Origin of the sequence: Xenorhabdus santafensis, from assembly GCF_033949405.1 — a bacterium.
Classification (GTDB): Bacteria; Pseudomonadota; Gammaproteobacteria; order Enterobacterales; family Enterobacteriaceae; genus Xenorhabdus; species Xenorhabdus santafensis.
The window spans coordinates 78,655-93,333 of the sequence record NZ_VCDN01000026.1; the positions used below are offsets into that span (position 1 = coordinate 78,655).

Genomic DNA, 14,679 nt, shown 5'->3' on the forward strand with positions numbered 1-14,679 from the left:
TCAGAAATAGGAATGAAAACTTAGAGGGATTATTAATAACTAATTAACAACAGGCTAATATTTCCACAAGATGAAATGGAAATATTAGCCTGTAATACACATAATACTATTCGTCTATATTTTCAACTGAAGTTCCATCAACTGATTCAGCTGATTTAGTTGATTCAATGGACTCAATTGATTCATCCCCTTCAACGGATTCATCAGACTCATCAGTTTCAACAGTCGTTACGGTATAAGGTGTTTTTTTGTTTTCTATTGCATCAAAAACAGTCAGGACAGACTCATTCTGCTCATTACTGTTGCGATATAAGAAGAATTGAATTTCCGGCAGGCGTGGTAAGCCTTCGCTTTCGCCCAGGATTCTCAGGTCTGCATTGTGCATTTCTAAAGGACGGGCAGTAATGCCCACTTCTGCATTTACAGCTGCCCGAACGGCAGACAATGAAGCGGCTTCATACGCTATGCGCCATGAAACACCAGCCATATCCAGCGTATCCAAAGCTAGTTGGCGGAACGGGTTGGTTTCATCCATAACAACCAAGGGTACAGGTTCATTTTCCTGTAACTGGAAATCCGGTGCACAATGCCATAAAACAGGCGAAGAACGGAGGATTGTTTTAGGATGATGGTTAATTTTTGCTGTGGTTAATGCCAAATCAATCTCATGGTTATCCAGCATGCTTTCAATGAACTGAGCGCGCTTAATTCGCACATCAACAGCGACACGTGGATAGACAGAAGCAATACGGTTCAATAAAAAAGGAAGGAGTGTATCAACGGCGTCATCCGATACACCTATTCTTAATTCACCGTCTGCATCATTGTAGGTTAATGATGCTGTTGCATCGTCATTCGCACGAAGAATTTGACGTGCGTAACCAAGAAGTTGAAGCCCATGCTCGGTCAGCAGCTTGTTACGACCGTGGCGAGCAAATAACTCTCTCCCCACAAGATGCTCTAATCGCTGCATTTGCTGACTTACAGCTGACTGCGTTCTAGAAACAGCTGCGGCAGCTGCTGCAAAAGTATTTAAGTCAGCAACAGCAACAAAAGTTCTTAGCAGATCGAGATCGAGGTTTATTATCTGACGATTTGCATTTATCATTGTTTATTCATCACTTTTTTTTGATTTTAATTACTAACTAACCTGGTGTTTTTACTTCAGCAGTATCAAATTAAATAATACCGATTGTGACATTACTCTACTCTATAAAATAGGGCAAAGGTTTACTGCATTTTTTTTACTATTTAGATCATAGCGGGTTTTATTTTCTCCTTTCTTAACAAAATTTATGCAATCCAAAAATAAATTAGAGATAAAACTCTATTTACATCACATAATAACCAATTTCCAGTACTAATACCTTTTTTCTGACTTGCTTCAAAGAATAACATAATCTGAATTAGGAAGACTTAAAACGTCAGAATAATATTAGTATTTTTAATGAGTTAACCTTCGTATTGAATAAACCTGAAAATGTTATGGCTAAGCACTCAAAAAAATTGTCAAAGTATCACGTGATAAAACCTAAATTAACTTTACGTCAATAACGATAAATTATAAGAATACATTATACAAACCTTCTTACTTTTATTGACAATTCGAGGTTTCTTGAACAAATTCTTAAAAATATTCCCATCAAAATGCACCATCATCTCTTCCCGCCAACTAAAAACGAGCCATTATAAAGAACAAAACACCAACCAAACACATACGAATGGAACAATAAACCAATGAAATCCACGTTTTTAGAGAGCAACCTCATGCATTTATTCTTAAAACAACTGATTTAACCAAAGATATCAAAGTCTCTTCAAAAGACAGACTGAGAAGAGTACATTGAACATCACATTTTTATGTCGGGTAGCATCCATTTTTCTACGAGGTTAAGGCACTCTATGTTTTCTATTAATAAATCCAGCAAATTAGATAATGTCTGTTATGACATCCGAGGGAATACCCTCAAAGAAGCCAAGAGACTCGAAGAAGAAGGTAACAAGGTTCTGAAGTTGAACATTGGCAATCCGGCACCATTTGGCTTCGAAGCACCCGATGAAATTTTAGTCGATGTCATCCGCAACCTGCCTACTGCCCAGGGCTATTCCGATTCAAAAGGGTTGTATTCTGCCCGCAAAGCGATTGTGCAGCATTATCAGGCAAGAAATATGTTGGACGTTACCGTTGAAGATGTATTTATTGGTAACGGCGTTTCTGAACTTATTGTTCAATCCATGCAAGCCCTGCTGAATACCGGCGACGAAATGCTGATTCCTGCGCCTGATTATCCCCTTTGGACTGCTGCTGTATCACTTTCCAGCGGAAATGCTGTCCATTATCGGTGTGATGAACAGCAAGGCTGGTTCCCTGATTTAGATGATATTCGCCGTAAAATTACCCCACGCACCCGTGGTATCGTGATTATTAACCCGAATAACCCAACGGGAGCGGTATATAGCAAAGAGCTGTTACTTGAAATTGTTGAAATAGCCCGCCAGCATAATTTAATCATTTTTGCTGATGAGATTTATGACAAGATTCTTTACGATGATGCCGTACACCACTCCATTGCCGCGCTGGCTCCTGATCTTTTCACGGTTACTTTTAATGGTTTATCAAAAACTTACCGTGTTGCAGGGTTCCGCCAGGGCTGGATGGTGCTCAATGGCCCGAAAAAACAGGCAAAAGGCTATATTGAAGGGTTGGAAATGCTCGCTTCAATGCGCTTGTGTGCCAACGTGCCAATGCAACATGCTATTCAGACGGCATTAGGCGGCTATCAAAGCATCAGTGAATTCATTTTTCCGGGAGGCAGGCTTTATGAGCAGCGCAATCGCGCATGGGAACTCATTAACCAAATCCCAGGCGTTTCGTGTGTGAAACCAATGGGGGCGCTATATATGTTCCCTAAAATAGATACTAAACGCTTCAATATTTATGATGACCAGAAAATGGTTCTGGATCTTCTGCTACAGGAAAAAGTTCTACTGGTACAAGGCACTGCATTCAACTGGCCAGAGCCAGATCATTTCCGCATCGTCACATTGCCATATGTCACTGACTTGCAGATGGCAATTGACAAGTTTGCTCGATTTATCGGTAACTATCACCAATAACTGTAATATTTACCATTCTGCGCCTATCTCAGAAAGAATTAATAGCTTAGTGAGGTAGGCGCTGATGTAAAACCAAAAGCTTATTTTTGGTTATAGTTATTTTTTGTTACAGTTGTTTTTGCTTACCTTTATTCTTGTCATTAATGCGTTTATTATCCGCTCATTCCGTACAGAATTTATCACGATAACCGTTCTTGGATTACTCCAAAATTTCCCTTCCATTTACATATTGCTTTACTCAATTATAAAATAAGCTCATTCCATCTCTGGAAAAAAGATTAAATAACACAGTATATTAATCCTATATTTAAAATGTCTTCCTTAACATTACATTTAATAAAAATTAACATTTTAATATAATGTAGCTGATATTTATAAATCATTTATTAAAAATATAGAGTTGCAATTTAAAATTAACAATCAAAAAGAAAAGATTAATAAAACATTAAAAAATATCCCTTAAGTCATGTTAATTGTTTAAATGCCGCCCAACAAGCATTAAAATTGTTTCATGATTTATTTTTGTAATTTTACTAATCTCACTAACTAATAGGCAGACATTTAAATAAATCCACAAAAGGCAGGCAAGCAAAGTAAGGATACCGACAACCCGTTGGCTGAACATTTCGTATTATCTTTAGGAAAGTTGCCTGAACAACTTTACCATCGTAGATTTTTCCCTCAATGAATCGCTATATCGCCATTTCCGTTAGCAAGGTATTTAACCTATAAAATGCGAATATCCGTCAGAACACGCAGATTGCTTCACCATATTATCTGTACTGATTTATAGATTATCAGGTCTATCGATTGATAATGCTAAGGGGCGTAAATATAACTTAGAAGTGTAGTAATGGGTTCAATAAAACAGGTTTTATAAAATGTCGTTATGATAACCATGATGATAGTACGCATGAAATTGATATTACATAACCCAGATTATCCGACAGGACATTTATCAAGCAAAAATTATAAATTTATTGCACGGTTTTTTATAACGGTGCGTTATGACAACACATTATAGTGATAACCTAGATTACTTTAATGATACTGATTATTTCCTCTTTAATCGAAAATAGTTCACTTGTTATCATGCGATAACTTGCGGGAAAATTTCTACTCGCACATAACATATAACGATGCCAAAAGGACTATTTTTGAACAACCAAATGCAATAATTAAGGAATTAATCATTCTCTTAAAGCAAAAAACAATTATAAAGAAAAGGCAATTCCGCTTAGGACAAAAAACCTGCAATGGCTCTATATAGTTTGTAATATGACCACAACTGGTACTGTTGCTTATAAATACCCCTTGCCTTTTCATGTCTGATTTAAAAAACAACTGGTTTTAATAATGCACAATCGATTAAAGCCAAGGCTGAAATTCATATTCTTCAACCTTGGCGGGCTAATTACAGAAAAAACAATAAAGTTTAATATTCATACATTATCATTTTAAATATAAAATCTTTATTTTAATAATATTCAGTGTGAATTAAAGGGATAATTATAAAATAGTCATTTTATAATCCTTATTTTATTCATCCCCGGTTTTTTATGGTTTGCATTTATACTTTTTATTCAATCAATTAGTTTTAAAACCTTTATATTTATAAGCACCATTTACAAAATGCCATACAGGGCTTTCATTTGGATCAAGTTGCATCACTAGGGGGAGTATTTCAATGAATCCCATATTTAAATAAAGATTACGCACTGCTTCGAGTATCTCACACTTCAGTTTTCCTCCTTTTCCTAATCTCAGTGATTCATTCACTACATATTCAATTAAAATAACCCCACAATCTCGAATGCCACAATGTGTAGCAACGTATTTAATTATAGGTATATCAACATGACTAGCAATGCCAGAATCAGGTGAATTTCTAAGGCTTAGCAGTAACGCTCCAATAGGAGAACCAGAATAATAAGCAATAAAAAACAAATTATCATCACTTAAATTAGATTCATGCATTGCACTTTCAGCAATATTTTTTATAGTAAAAAGTAAATAATGTGAATCTCTATATTTATCCACCCATTTTTTTTGTTCAGAATCAAATGGATCATCAGAATTAACATCCCCCCAGTCTTCCGTCATATTTTTAAATAATAAAACATTAATTAAATTAGCAGCTTCTGCCGCACTAACCTTTTTTACTGTAACTAAATCAGATAAACACTGCTGGTCATTAGAATACTTTGACTTGAACATTTTATTATCTCCATGCAATTAGAATTATTTATTTAATATCACTATCCTCCATGATATTGATTGATATTTATTATCAATCAGCAATTCAAACAGAGTCATTGATAAGAAAACCCCACAAATTACTAGATTTTCTCCTATAATTAATTAACATTTTAGAAATTATATTTATAAGTCCTTAAATACCCAGCCACTACTTTTTCTTCACGTCATCTTTAAAAGTTAAGATTTTCTATCTGCCCTACTTCGAACAAAGCTTGTATAAAATTACGACCATGTATTTCTCAACGAAAAATGCAAGGTAAGCGCTACAATTGGAGGCAGTTTTTGGCTGAAATAATTCATTTCCGACGAGCTTGCTATTTGTTTACAGCTTAAATAAAACTCAAAGTTCACGGGGTGTGTGGCTGAAAATGGAGTAGAATGTCGAATTCATTCCTTTTAGTTCCCTAAATTCGATGCGAAAGAATTAGTTTTTATTTTTAACCTGAAAAATCAGAAAAACCATTACCGATAGGGTCAATACTATTACAAATGAATATAAAACTGTCCATATTTTTATATGAAGGAGTGTCTAAATCCACTCTATTACTTTAACGTCAATTGATAAAAAATCATCATAACTCGTTACAAGAAGGACTCATACCATATTAATAATTTAAATTATTAATAAAAACATAAATAAACATTAATTATATGGTGGATTTTGGATGATTTAAAAATACTTATATTTTTTATATACCTTATTTTTAGTATCCCCTCATTGCAACTCGAAATTCAATGAGGGGGTAGTAAAGTGCGATGAGCAGTCAAGTATCTTAAAATTACGCCTGAAAGATGCTTATACATAAAAACATCTTGAAGATACTAATTTCTTCCTCACCGTTATTTTATATAAAAAAACCATAATTAAACTTTATTTATAAAAAACTAACGGAATTTAATGATTATCACTGGAATCGGTATCATTACCCATATTAGGGCCTGAAAGAAGTTCAGTAATACGCCAATGGTTCTTTGTTTGATCTTGCCTAAAATAATATTGTTCCCCCCCAACGAAAAATGGCACTTGATATTGATAGATATTATTCCAACAGGCTGAATGTATAATCTGCCTTTGCGGTAACCCACCTTTATATATATCGGAAACAAACCATAATTTATCATCAAATCTTTGACCAGCATAATAATAAACACCGTCAATAACATATGGAAACTGAGAATCATAATAATCAGCCCAGCTACCAGATTCTGTCTGTGCCCCTACTTTTCCATCTTTATCCAACTCATAAGCAAAAAAAGCAAGATTAACGCGTGTCTGACCATAAAAATATGCTTGCCCTTCCATTGAAAAGAAAAATGTAGCTTCGTAGAAATTATCCCAACTATTTTGTTCTATTATTGCCCCCATTCTTCCATTTGAAAGGATTTTTCGTATAACATAAGGGCACTTTCCATATTCATCTCTGTCTTTACTATGAAGATAAATAAATTGACTGCCGTCAATCGCATACGCAAATCCTACATCATAAGCACTATTCCAATAGCCACTATCAATAATGGTTTTGTGCCCTTTCTCATCTATTTTTGCAACGATCCAATAAGATTTATACTTACTATTTGGTTTATTAACAAAATTTACAGCTAATCCAAAAATATATTGTTTATCTCCAAGAACAAAAGGAAATATCAAATCATAAAAATTTGTCCATTTCTGTCCTGTGGAAGTCTGCTCTTTCATCATTCCACCTGATCCCAGTTTATGAACGGTGACCAAATGATCGCATTCACGTTGGCGGAAAAGATAGGGTTGATTATTAATGGAATAAATTAATACAGCTCTAATATATTTGCCATCGACAGGAGGGGCGGTTTCACAATCCAAATAACGCTGAAAATGAATTGGTTCGGTTGCCTTAGCGGCTTTACTGGCTTCCATGAAGCCCGTTAACGTTGCAGTTTCGCCCTCTTTATTCATACCATAAAGTTCAAAATTTGCATTCCCCATTGTGCCAGTAGTAACAGAAGTAGCTTGAACTTTACTGTCTTTCGCAAAGGAAGCCGAACCTGTGACATTTAAATCAAGTTTGCGGCCAGTGAGATTGACTCCCGAACCTATTCCAGCAAGAATTGCCTCAACTTTATTTCCCAGGCCACTATCAGCCATAGCATAGTCATTAATCACCTTAAAATTAAGCGTGTAATGTGCTGTAGCATTGAAATGGTAGGGTTGTACAGCAACCTGCCTGCCGTTTTCACGTAAAAAGAGTGTCAACTGACCGTCACCGCCGACATCCGGGCCTACAATTGAGACAGAAGCTTCCCCTGTACCATCTGTCTGACAGAGTAGCCTTTTGTGATTTGTCTCCTGACCATTAATAACAAAATTACCTAATGAGCATTCAGCAATTAATGATAATTGCCCCAAAGCAATAGAGGCGTCATAAGCGATAAACTGAATATTAGCCATCGCTCTTCCTTGAAATAGCCCGTAAGATAGAAAAAATTTTACTGAAACATTCATATTATTCTACTCACAATGTAAGAGGATCGACAAAAACGATCGTATTCCTAACTTGCCCCATAGAAATACCGCCAACATTAATAGTAAAGTTAGTTCTAACGGCTTTATTCGATTTTAATTCATAAGTTAATATTTTGCTGCTATCAGGATTAGGTATTTCTAATACATTATTCATCCCGTTAATTTTAATATCTGGGCTATCAAAACTCACTTTAATGCCAGTGATTTTATTTGATAAAAGTTTAATATGAAGGAAACATTGGCAAATCCCATCTGCAACCCCATAGGAACTATAAGTATAAGAGAGCTCTTCACCTTCAGATACCATCCAATCTGAAAAATCCAAAGGAACTTTATAGGCAATAACGGGATCTTCATAGTTAAGGTTTAATACGCTATTTTTGGTAATATCATTACTATAGACACGAAGATAACCCACACCATTTGTACTTATATCATCCAGTATGGTGCTACTACTACCATTATCAAATAACGCATTTGTCAGGTGAGCTTTTATTGGGGTGCTATTTGAACCAGTATATATTACTGCTGTTAAAAAAGGTTTTACATCAGGATGTTCACTAAGGCTAGAACCAATATTTTTTGTTGTCTGAACTTTAATATTAACGGTATCTATATCATTATAAATGGAAACTTGAGTATAGCTTGAGGTTATATTTCCATTAACTACAGAAAAACTTGCAACAGCAGATTCGGCTTCAGAAAAGTTAACTGTATTTGTTTTTATCTTAACATCTTTGTAACCTTTATTTATGTCATCAGAACTCAACAATATATCACCAGATTTAAGTTCTGCCAACCCAAAGCCGTATTTACCTAAAATTCTTACAGTAATATTTATAGCATCAAAAGGCATTAGCCCTTTAAATTCAGCACGAATATTGATACCTTCTTCACGTTCGATTTCACTCAGGTATAATATGGATTTTTTAGCATCCAGGAAAATCACTTCATTAGCTGAATTACTCATGTTGGAATCTCCTATAATTGTTATACTTGATGCTTTTGAGTCAATTTTATTATTATTTAAATCTGTTACCTTATATTTAGCTTCGCATAAGCCAAATATATTTATATCTTCCACGTGAAATAATAAAAAATAAAAAATCCGATCTGGTTTATCTGTGGTTACATAATAATCAATGCTTTTTACTTTGGCGCTTTCATTATCTTTTACATAGATCTCTCCTTCAATTTTATCTAATAATTCCAATCCCTTATATTTACCTACCTGCATTATTAAATACTTAGCATCCATTGCTTTAATATCGGATATATTAATCACTCCATTTACACCACCTTGTGGTAATTTAGGAGCTGGTAAAAGGTTTTTATTATTCTCACTCATAATTTACCTGTAAATAATTTTAGATATATTTAATGATAAGATTTATTTTATACAAGAAAAATTTCATGAACTACGGAAACATATTTGATAACATAAGTTACTATTTTTTCTGATTTCAAGGTGTATCAATAAATCCAGACCAAATACCACCGTATGTTACATCTCTATCCTTATCATCGCCGATTTGATAATCAAAGAAAATTTCTGCGTCATGAGTGAAAAAAGAATAATTGACACTCAAGAAATCATAAGGAATATTAAATGTCAATACTACTGTTTTACCGCCGGGTTTATCTGGTTGATATGGAATTTGTTGTTTAAAAGTTTGAGTTATCGTTTTGTTATTTGAGTTAATATATAATGTTAGAATAATTTCAGAACCAAATTTTGCCTTAGTTACATCATTATTATCATTAGTTCCTATTATTCTGACAAATAAACCAGCATCATCTGAATTATGATCGTGATTAGATATGGTATCATTAATGATAACTTCACCCTGCTTTATCAATTTATTGAAACTAGAATAAACTTGACAAGGTTCATAGCCTCTATCAACATCAGTCCATGGTTTATTTGGCCTTCCTCTGTAAGTAACATCTGCAGGGCTGGATTTAACTAATGTATCCCCATCTGATGCGAGTAACAGATAATCTAACTTGGACAATTCATTTTGTCTAAATATAAAATATGGCAATTCTTTTAAACATGAATCAAGTTTAGCTTTTCCTAAAATTCTGGTGTAGTGTTTATATTTGTTATTAACAAAAAACAATAAAAAATCACCCAATTTATAATCTTCACACGGCGACATATCCACCCAGAATTTGCTTTCTCCCTCTGATTTTAAATTACCGCCTATTGCTGTGATTATGTTTAATGGTTGTCTATTATTTTGAGTATTGTCTACAGTAATAAAGATAGGGTTTTTCGAAGGAACAAAATCAGTAGCGTTTTTAATTATAGATGATAATTCAATAACTTGTGATAATGATTTTTTAGGTGCGATGACAAATTCCACTTTGCCTTTATCATTTGAATTCACAAAAAAACCATCATATCCATCGAATTTGTTTATTATTATTTCTTTTTTTTCATCACTATCTAAAACAAATAGCTCTTTCAATTGATTATTAGCATTAGACTTTACAAATACAGGTACACCTGACAATGTATTTCCATTGTGATCCCTTATGATTGTATGTACATTAGTTAATATATTTCCTATTTTTGAAATATTAAATGACATTGGAACTTTCAAAAAAATATTATCAACATTAAGTCTCAATGAGTTAAATGAAATTGTTCTTGCTCTATATATCAAAGTTTGTGATTTAATATAATTTAATGACGTTTTTACACTAAAATAAATTTCTTCATTTTCTGACACGAAATTATTTACGGTGAGAGCCACTGTTAACACTGCCTTTTTTTTATCATTATTAATTGCTAAAGGAAGTGTATTCAACGGGGTAATAATATTTTTATTATTATAAAATGAAATGGTGGCGTCGTCAGATATATCATCATCCGATAATATTTCCACCGTAAATAAAAATTTTTGCCCTATTATTAAATCACCACTTTTAGGTAACGAAAAATTCATTATATTAGGCATTTTTTAATCCTCTCATTTACCCTGACAAGATAGGATCATAACCACCCGCTATGCGGGTGGTTTTGCGACTTAAACTGGCTGAAACCATAATAAAAGAGCGCTTTTATAATAGACGCTCATCCATCCTGCTATATTACTGATTATTTTCATGATCAGGATCGGGAATAGTTTCTATTTTCGCATTCCAACTAAGACCATATTCTAACTCTTCAGATTGGTTAAATTGATAGTCAAAACTGATATTGCCAATTCCACTTACATCAACGACATCCTTATATGGAATATGGAAAAAAATAGAGTCCTTATTAGCCCCTGTATTATTTGTACCTAAATCTCCAATGTCATTTAAGAACATATGATTAGTGTAACTTTTCTGGAAATTTTTATTTTCCGAGTTAATATACATGTTCAATGTGATTTCTGTTATATTTAATGGAACTGGATTTGTTATGGCGACTGGATCGTAAACATTAGAACGAGGAATCTCAACAAACAATCCATTATATTTATATCCAGGATAATTCATTATTGCACCAAAACTAACATAATTCCCTGAACCTGATTGTATGATGTTATCAATCCCAACACCAAGACTAGAATGAACTATACAAGGATTATACTTTCTTTTAACTGCCGGATCGGGCTCATAAGGGATTCCTCCTAAATAATTCACTGGTAATGAATCCGAATATAAAGCATCACCAGTAGGTTTAATTACTGTATAAGAAAATTTAGAAAGCACATTTTGTTCAAAAATAGAATAAGGCAGTTTTATCGAATAATTACCTAATTGGTTTTTTGGATCGTCAATAGATATTGCATGGCCAGTAAAATTACCATTAACGAAAAACAATATCATATCACCTATTTTCAATTCATTATCGTTGTTATCTATAGATGTTCGAAAATATGATAAACCTTTATCTGCAGATATACCAGTAGGATCATAGCCAAGAATATTCGGTGTTCCTATAGCGTTCATATAACCAGGGTTACTGTAATTAGCAACATAGATTTTCTTAGAGTAAGATTCATATATCGTATTCAAAACGATAACTCTTAATTCAAGTATATCTACTAAAGATAATTTAGGATGAAGATAGAATTTCACTGATCCTTTAGAATCCGAAGAAACAAATATCCCTTCATTTTTACCTACTTTCTCAATATGTATTTCCCTGTTATTTTCAGCATCTTTAAAAATAAAATCCTTCATTTTATGGTCAGATAATGAAGTAATATATATAGGTGTTCCAGCTAATGGCCTTTGAGTATTTTTATTTTTCAAAGTTGTATATATTGCGGTAGTATATGGTGATTTACTACCATCTGGAAATACTTGTAGAAAAGTCTTGTCGATAAAAAGCAACAAAGAATTTTCATCAATCTCATTCGCTTTTCCTGCAAATTTTTTAGGTGTAAAACCAGATGCATCAGTATCTACTTCAAATGTAATAGGAGATCCGTCTTTTACGGTATTATTATTCGCTTCCTTAAGCACAGTAAACCCTAACTTTGCGGTAGCAGTTTTTGCATCAGGGCCATAATTAAGTGCAAGATCCATTTCATCGAACTTTATGTTATTACTATGATTATTATTAATTTTTATATTCTTAGCTGGCAAAATTATCTGATCTGAAGTTAATGTCACCATAAAACTAACATATTGGCCTATGATTAAATCGGCATTATCGAGAATTCCAATATCTATTTTATTATTTTTATTCGGCATTTTATCACCTCATTTTTATATGATAATCGCAATAAATTTATTTTCACCTTATTTAAATTTAATTAATTGAATTTATTTACAGTTTCATACTATATAATAACAAGATTACATTATCCTCCTTGATAAATAGATGAAGCATGTTTAGGATAAAGACGTAACAATAAAAAAACCAATGATAAAAAGTTATCATTTGATAACTTTTTATCATTGTAGATATTAATCAACTTTGGTTACACAGCTCTTTTTTATCTTATTCGTCATTTTATTTTTTATAGGCTAAGTAACATAAAACAATTCCCTCTGAATAATCATCGAAAGTATTATTTTTAGAGTCATAAACTCTAAATTTCTTACCATTATCAAGCATGGTATTTTTTACTATAAAAGTCATTTTATTTTTATCTATACCAGGAACACTACTAAACACCCCCCAATTGTATAAATTGCCAAATTCATTATACACAGAATAGATATCTGACGAATTGGAGACTTCTTCATCTGAAAATAAATCATCATATACATTTTTTACTGATTCGGAATTTTTGCACTCAATATCATCAGTTATATTTTTATATCCATGACTGCTACTACTAAGTTCCGCCATTTTGACAGCAGACATTTTGTATTCATACAGCTGAATTTCTCCGCTTTCTTTGCTTATTGTTGCAGTGATTGTGGCAGAACCCGGTGCTTGAAATTCTATAGGCCCTCTATTTTCAGGACCAAATGATAACATTTGATCTTTATACGTTGTTGAATCAATATCAATTGCCTTATAAATAATTTCATCTTTGTTGAAAGAACCAGAATTCCTGGATGCTCTTAATTCCCCATATAAATTGTAAAAAATTGTATGTGGATGGCGCTTACCATTCGTATTATCAAAATATTTGCTTTCGGTTCTATTAGTATTATACACATATAACACAGCCGGCAACGCAATAGGTTTAAATGATACTTGCTTATCTGCATCAAGTTTTACAATAGCCCCATCCGGTTCAGGCATTTTTAATGTTACTTTGACATTTTTAACACCCACATTGCTCTTTAATCTAGCATATAGATATCCTTTCCCATCTGTTGTAAATTTATCCCCATTTGTGGGGGAATATGCTTCAGGCTGAGGAAATTTTTTCTCTTCTATTTTGTCATGATCATGTGCCCAGACCACTCCGCTGAACATATGATTAGGAATAGTTTTTTTCGTATCTTTTGCCACAATCATTGCTTTATAAATATATTCAGATGCTCCATTACCCAGTAATGGTTTATCTTTATCAAAATTGGTCACTTCAACACTGGAGATCTCGAATTCTATCGGCGGATCAACAAAATGCATCAACGCTGAACATATCGGCGAAGCAGGCTTTCTGCCATCGATATCAAGACACGCTTTCACCTGCTGAGCCTTACTGCTAACAAGATTTGCTTTCAACGTACCATCAGTAGGATTCACCAATTGTGAGGTATCCGGCAATGGTGACAAAGTCACATCTGGTGCGTCTGTACCATTACTAAGTTGCGGTTTAGCCCACTTAAATTTAATATTTTGTCCTTTATAAAGCGCTTCATTTTTCTTACGCCATACGGTTGCAGTAAGAGAATACTTTTCTTGCCCACCGACTGTGACATTATGATCTTTTGGCAATGTATCTATAGTAATTTCCGGCCAGGCAAAATTAATTTGTTCCTTTGATTCTCCATTGGGTTGCCCATCGACAGATGCCATAACAATAATATTAGAAACAGCAGTATGGCTCGTTAATGTTGTCGTTACTTCTCCGAAGCCATTGGTTTCACCTGAATCTGGAACTGGCTTAAGTTCAGAATTGTCTTTAACCATCCATTTGACTGTTTTGCCTGATATTTTATTACCAACTGCATCAGTTACTTTTGCCGTACATGTATAATCTTCATCAACTAATACAGGGCTTTCGCCATTAGCCTTGCATGTCACATCAATATTTTCAGACTTAATTGAAACCGGATCTGCTATAACCGCAGCATGGTTCTCAATAGCCAGTGAGACTTTCACGCCATTAAGTGGAACCGAACTATCCAGTGTTGCAATCAATTCCCCGCCACCATTTGTCTTCGTTGTTTGT

At 33.6% G+C, this 14,679-nt stretch carries 8 protein-coding genes; 1 reads left to right on the forward strand and 7 read right to left on the reverse strand.

Annotated features, from left to right (window positions below; genetic code table 11):
• Nucleotides 1-106: 106 nt before the first annotated feature.
• Nucleotides 107-1,108, reverse strand: coding sequence for a transcriptional regulator HexA (gene hexA / locus FE392_RS08115; RefSeq protein WP_319929727.1), 1,002 nt, complete (start codon nucleotides 1,106-1,108; stop codon nucleotides 107-109).
• 794 nt (nucleotides 1,109-1,902) lie between these two features.
• On the opposite strand from hexA, the gene FE392_RS08120 reads away from it, so the two are divergent.
• On the forward strand, nucleotides 1,903-3,117 hold the full coding sequence (locus FE392_RS08120) for a pyridoxal phosphate-dependent aminotransferase (protein WP_319929728.1): 1,215 nt from the start codon (nucleotides 1,903-1,905) through the stop codon (nucleotides 3,115-3,117).
• A gap of 1,587 nt (nucleotides 3,118-4,704) precedes the next feature.
• Here FE392_RS08120 and FE392_RS08125 read toward each other — a convergent pair.
• From FE392_RS08125 to FE392_RS08150, 6 genes are all read right to left on the reverse strand, one after another.
• Nucleotides 4,705-5,334, reverse strand: a complete 630-nt coding sequence (locus tag FE392_RS08125; RefSeq protein ID WP_319929729.1) for a hypothetical protein — start codon at nucleotides 5,332-5,334, stop codon at nucleotides 4,705-4,707.
• Between the two features lie 937 nt (nucleotides 5,335-6,271).
• Entirely contained in the window at nucleotides 6,272-7,801 is a 1,530-nt protein-coding gene (locus FE392_RS08130; RefSeq protein ID WP_319929730.1) for a hypothetical protein, read from the reverse strand.
• 64 nt (nucleotides 7,802-7,865) lie between these two features.
• A complete protein-coding gene (locus FE392_RS08135) occupies nucleotides 7,866-9,224 on the reverse strand; it encodes a hypothetical protein (RefSeq protein WP_319929731.1) in 1,359 nt (452 codons plus the stop codon).
• A gap of 115 nt (nucleotides 9,225-9,339) precedes the next feature.
• Nucleotides 9,340-10,842 (reverse strand): hypothetical protein, encoded by a 1,503-nt coding sequence (locus FE392_RS08140; protein ID WP_319929732.1) that lies wholly within the window; start codon nucleotides 10,840-10,842, stop codon nucleotides 9,340-9,342.
• Nucleotides 10,843-10,975: 133 nt separating this feature from the next.
• Nucleotides 10,976-12,574: a hypothetical protein gene (locus FE392_RS08145; RefSeq protein WP_319929733.1), complete on the reverse strand. Its 1,599-nt coding sequence runs from the start codon at nucleotides 12,572-12,574 to the stop codon at nucleotides 10,976-10,978.
• 262 nt (nucleotides 12,575-12,836) lie between these two features.
• The coding region (locus FE392_RS08150) for an Ig-like domain-containing protein (RefSeq protein ID WP_319929734.1) at nucleotides 12,837-14,679 on the reverse strand (1,843 nt) is incomplete at its 5' end.

Excerpts from the sequence above, each read along its gene's own strand:
- FE392_RS08135 (WP_319929731.1), bottom strand. The coding sequence starts at position 9,224 with ATGAGTGAGAATAATAAAAACCTTTTACCAGCTCCTAAATTACCACAA.
- FE392_RS08130 (WP_319929730.1), bottom strand. The coding sequence starts at position 7,801 with ATGGCTAATATTCAGTTTATCGCTTATGACGCCTCTATTGCTTTGGGG.
- hexA (WP_319929727.1), bottom strand. The coding sequence starts at position 1,108 with ATGATAAATGCAAATCGTCAGATAATAAACCTCGATCTCGATCTGCTA.
- FE392_RS08125 (WP_319929729.1), bottom strand. The coding sequence starts at position 5,334 with ATGTTCAAGTCAAAGTATTCTAATGACCAGCAGTGTTTATCTGATTTA.
- FE392_RS08140 (WP_319929732.1), bottom strand. The coding sequence starts at position 10,842 with ATGCCTAATATAATGAATTTTTCGTTACCTAAAAGTGGTGATTTAATA.
- FE392_RS08145 (WP_319929733.1), bottom strand. The coding sequence starts at position 12,574 with ATGCCGAATAAAAATAATAAAATAGATATTGGAATTCTCGATAATGCC.
- FE392_RS08120 (WP_319929728.1), top strand. The coding sequence starts at position 1,903 with ATGTTTTCTATTAATAAATCCAGCAAATTAGATAATGTCTGTTATGAC.